This window comes from Gemmatimonas sp., from assembly GCF_046594945.1.
GTDB lineage: Bacteria > Gemmatimonadota > Gemmatimonadetes > Gemmatimonadales > Gemmatimonadaceae > Gemmatimonas.
Genome location: NZ_JBKJRB010000019.1, coordinates 1 through 4,646, shown reverse-complemented (window position 1 = coordinate 4,646; position 4,646 = coordinate 1). Strand labels below are relative to the sequence as shown.

Sequence of the window (4,646 nt, the reverse complement as noted above, 5' to 3'; positions counted from 1 at the left end):
GCGTGGTGCTGCTCAATGAGCAGCTGACCGCCAAGATCATCGACCATCGGCTGTACTTCGTAGTGAGGCATTTCTCCGGCTACATGGTGTCGATGGATTGAGGCGCTCGGCGCTCGGCGCTCGGCCATTGCTCCCGCGTTCACTGCGTTGTTGGTGACGCCGGTGCTGCGGGATCCCCGTGATGCACAACTCCACCCGTGAACCCGTTGGGACACGACTGATGTGATGGCAGATCTTCGCGAGCTTCGCGCGAACCGCAGTGTGTGCAGCTGCCTCGGCGCGGTCGAGAGCCCAGTGGTTTGCGCGAAGCTCGTGGAGCACGCGAAGAGATGTAGTATGACGCGAATAACGGCTACCTGTACCGGCGCGTGAAGCACTTCAGCGGCTACCACCGTGACCGACGACTGCCACGCTGAGCACCAGTGTGGCACGCGCACCGGCCATGCGCACGTACGTCCGTCCTCGCCTCTCGATCGAAAGCGCCGACTGCCCTTAGGCGGCCGGCGCTTTTGCGGCACTCGATGCATGGACCGCATCGGCTATCCGCGCAATGCTCAACACCGTGAGCACCAGCAACACGCAGGGTGTGGCGGCAATCCACCACGCGCTGGCCAGGTACGGCACGCCATCCTGCAACATGGTGCCCCAGCTGGCGTGCGGCGCGCGCACGCCGAGTCCTAAGAACGACAATCCGGCCTCGACCGCAAGCATGTCCGCCAGCAAGAGCGCACTGGCGGCAGTCATCGAACCAATCAGCTGTGGTCCAATATGCCGGAGCATCAGGCGCGTCGGTGTTGCGCCAATCGACCTGGCGGCCGTGACAAAGTCGCGCGTCCGCAACGAGCGCACCTGCACGCATAAGACTTGGCTGAGCGCCGTCCAGCTGGTGACCCCAAGGAGCACGGCAAGCATCATCGCGGACGCATGCGGCACCACCATGACGGCTGCCAACAACACGACCTTGCGCGGCACCGCACGAAACGCATCAAGCACACTCATCATGCGATCGCCGATCTGACGGCGCACAAAGCCGGCCAGAAGCCCCCACGCCAACGCGATCGTCGCCGCAATGCCGGCGCCAACCAGTCCAATGATCAGCGAGGTGCGCGCACCGAACAGCGCACGGCTCAGCAAGTCGCGCGAATACGGATCCGTCCCCAACGGGTGCGACCAGCTTGGTGCGGCATTCTTGAGCCGCACCACGTCTAGCTGCGCCGCCGGATCGTGCGGTGCCAGCCACGGCGCCAGCAGACTCGCGACCGCAACCACGGTGACGATCACGCATGCGGTGAGCGTGAGCCCGGAGATCGCACGCACCCGTTGAACGCGCGCGGTCATTCCGTCGCCTCTGCCCGGGTGCGCGGGTCCAACCACCCAACTACGGCGTCCGTGATCAAGGTGCCCATGGCGATCACCAACGCCATCACGATCACCGCACCCGCAACGACGGGAGCGTCCCGCAACGCCACACTGCGGACCAGCAACGATCCCATACCAGGCCACGCGAACAGCGCCTCGATGATCACCGTGCCGCCCGCCAGTGCGGGAAGCATCGTACCGATGACCGCGACCGTTCCCGGCAGCGCCGACCGCATGACGTGCCGACGCAGGACGCGGGCATCACCAAGCCCCTTGGCATGCGCCGTCCGCACGAACGCAGCTAACGCTACTTCACGGACCGCGGTCCGTTGCTGGCGCGCGATCGCGGCACTCCACACCAGCGCCAAAGCAAACGAGGGCAGGGCCAGGTGACGCAAGCGGTCCACGAACTGGGCGCCGAAACCACCGGTGAGTTCAACCAGCGGATCCGTCATGCCCCCAACAGGCAATACGCTCCACACCAGTCCGAACACGGCCATGAGCGCAACGCCAACGACCACCTCGGGAAGCGTATAGAGCAGCGTCAGCGCGGTGCCCAAGGTCGCCGCAACCCGGTTGTTGGGTCGCCACCCTTGTGCGGTGCCTATGCCAACACCAAACACGCAGGCCAGAACCAACCCGGCGCCGGACAGCATCATGGTGGCCGGCAACGCGTCCGCCAGCACCGATCGCACGGAACGCTGCTCGGCGAACGACACCCCAAGGTCACCTCGCGCGACATCCATGACGTAGGCCAGTGCCTGCGCTGGAACCGAACGGTTTAGCCCCAAACGCTCTCGCATAGCCGCTTGGGCCGCCGAGTTCCGTCCCGGCCGATCGGCAGACTGCGTCGCCGCGTCTCCCGGAGCCAATTGCAAAAGCACAAAGCTGGCCAACGCGGCAAATGCCACGATGGCCAACGCATGCATGGTGCGCGGAACCAGGTATCGAAACATGACGGGGAACGAGGGAACACCAGTGCCCGATGGGACCGCGTGAAGCTACCGCAACGCTGCCAACACAAGTATCGGCCCGACCGGCCGATGCTCCAAGCAACGGTCTTCCTCCTCCAGCACCAGTCGAATGACGCGCTCCTTCCTGTACCGCCTGATATCGCTGTCTCTTCGCTCATTATGCGCAGTGCTCCTGTTGGCCACGCTCTCGGCATGCGACCGGGAAAACACATTGGCCAGCGACGCGGAACGCAAGGCTGCCACGGCAGGCATCGTCATCACCACCGCCGCCGATGCCGATGCGCTCGTCCCCCCACTCGTGGCGACGACGGCCGGCAAGCAGGTCGTCGACCTGCTGTTCGATCACCTCGCCGACCCCAAGGACGCGCAGGTACGCACCGATGGCGATCAGGGCTTCGCGCCGCGACTCGCCCGGAGCTGGAGCTGGGCGTCGGACTCACTGTCCATCGCATTTGAAATCGACTCGGCCGCCCGATGGCACGATGGGATGCCGGTCACCGCGTCAGATGTACGCTTTTCCTGGCGCTTCTACACCGACCCTGCGGTGGGTTCAATGCATGCCCGCGGTTTTGCCGGTATCGACTCCGTTAGCGTGCGCGACCGGCACACCGCGGTGGTGTGGTGGAATCACCGGCATCCTGAACAGTTCTTTCAGATCGCGTACAATCTGGCGGTCATGCCAGAACATTTGCTGGGTGCGATTCACGTCGACAGCATTGCCTCCTCGGCTTTTGCCAGCCATCCGATCGGCAGCGGGCGGTACCGCTTTGAGCAGTGGGACCGCAAGCGCCAGTTGGTGCTGTCTGCCGACAGTATGAACTACCGTGGGCGTCCCACGTTTGATCGCGTGATCTGGTCCATTGCGCCAGACCCGAACGCCGCGACCGCGGCTATTCTCGCCGGTCAGGCCGACGTGCTGGAAGTGTTGCGCGGCGACGCCGTGGCCCGCGCCGGTCTGGTGCCAACACTCAGAACGATCGAATACGGCAGCCTCGATTACGGATACTTGGTGTTCAATCAGCGGCCAAGTAAACAGCGCGTGGTAGCCTTTGCCGATCAGCCCCTGCGAGTGGCCCTCTCCGCGGCGGTGGACCGCGCCGCCATCGTGCACAACGCGCTCGATTCACTCGGTCGCGTGGCGCTGGGTCCGGTGACCCGCTCCGAAGCAACGGCTGATACCACGGTGCGACCGATCGCGTTCGATACGGTCGCCGCCGCTCGTACCTTGGACTCGCTGGGTTGGCGATGGGACGCGAAGAAGGCCGTCCGCCTGCGCGACGGGAAAGCGCTGGCATTCAACATTCTCGTTCCCGCGTCCAGTGGCACGCGAAAGAAGCTGGCCGTGCTGCTCCAGGCGCAATTTGCTCGCATCGGCGCGACGGTGGAAATCGATGCCGTGGAGTCGGGAGTGTTCGCCGCCCGCTTGCACGCCGGTGACTTCGACACGGCCCTCAATGCATGGCGCAACGATCCGAGTCCGACGTCGATTCGCCAATCGTGGGGATCGGTACGCGGCGACGATGTGGGCGCCAATTTCGGACGGTATTCCAGCACGACGTTCGATGCCACCGTGGACAGCGCCATCGTGACGTTTGACCCGCGTCAACGGACGGCACTGTTCCGGCGTGCCTACCAACGTATTGTCGATGACGCACCGGCCATCTGGCTGTACGAGCCGCGGAACCTGGCGGCGATACGCACCCGACTCGTGCCGAAGGGCCTGCGTGCCGACGCCTGGCTGGCCGGGCTGGCCGACTGGGACGTGCAGAGCGTCCACGCGCCGGCGACGGTAGCCCGGACGTCGGTACCGTAAGCGAAGGCTACCTCCGAAGAACTCATCGCACCGCCCCTGTCGAGGTCACTCGGCAGGGGCGTTTGCTTGGTGGCCAATGCGCCGCCCCGTTCACGGTGCGGCACAAGGCGTTTCATGGACGGCCAACGCGTGCCTGCCGCCCGCCGCCCGCCCACGAGGTCGCGCGCACGCCACGGGTCCCGGCGAGCCTCCCCGGCGACGGTCTGCGCCGTCACTGAAACGCGTGCTCGCGATTGTGTTTTGCGCGGAGCATCGTTCGTCAAGACGTCGGTGCGGATGCCGGTAACGTAACGCTCCTGGGCTGACCGCACCGCTAGCATACCGTCCATGTGATGACGGGGCCACGACGGAAACATTCGCCGCGCGGCCCACCTGTGACACCGCCGGTTCCTCTCTCCAGGAATTCTCCATGCACGCCTTCGTTCGCTTCGCCCTCGTGCGCCGCGCCGCCGCCCTTTGTGTCCTTGCCGCCGCGACAACGCTGGCCGCCTGCAACAGCG

At 65.3% G+C, this 4,646-nt stretch carries 3 protein-coding genes; 1 reads left to right on the top strand and 2 read right to left on the bottom strand.

All coding sequences use genetic code 11. The features are described from left to right. Nucleotides 1-492: 492 nt before the first annotated feature. A complete protein-coding gene (locus ACLL97_RS02575; protein WP_411278912.1) occupies nt 493-1,338 on the bottom strand; it encodes an ABC transporter permease in 846 nt (281 codons plus the stop codon). Further along, a complete protein-coding gene (locus tag ACLL97_RS02570) occupies nt 1,335-2,315 on the bottom strand; it encodes an ABC transporter permease (protein WP_411278911.1) in 981 nt (326 codons plus the stop codon). The genes ACLL97_RS02575 and ACLL97_RS02570 overlap by 4 nt, the downstream gene beginning before the upstream one ends. A 127-nt stretch (nt 2,316-2,442) precedes the next feature. Here ACLL97_RS02570 and ACLL97_RS02565 point away from each other — a divergent pair, with 127 nt between their 5' ends. Then, a complete protein-coding gene (locus tag ACLL97_RS02565) occupies nt 2,443-4,146 on the top strand; it encodes a peptide ABC transporter substrate-binding protein (RefSeq protein WP_411278910.1) in 1,704 nt (567 codons plus the stop codon). The last annotated feature ends 500 nt before the right edge of the window (nt 4,147-4,646 follow it).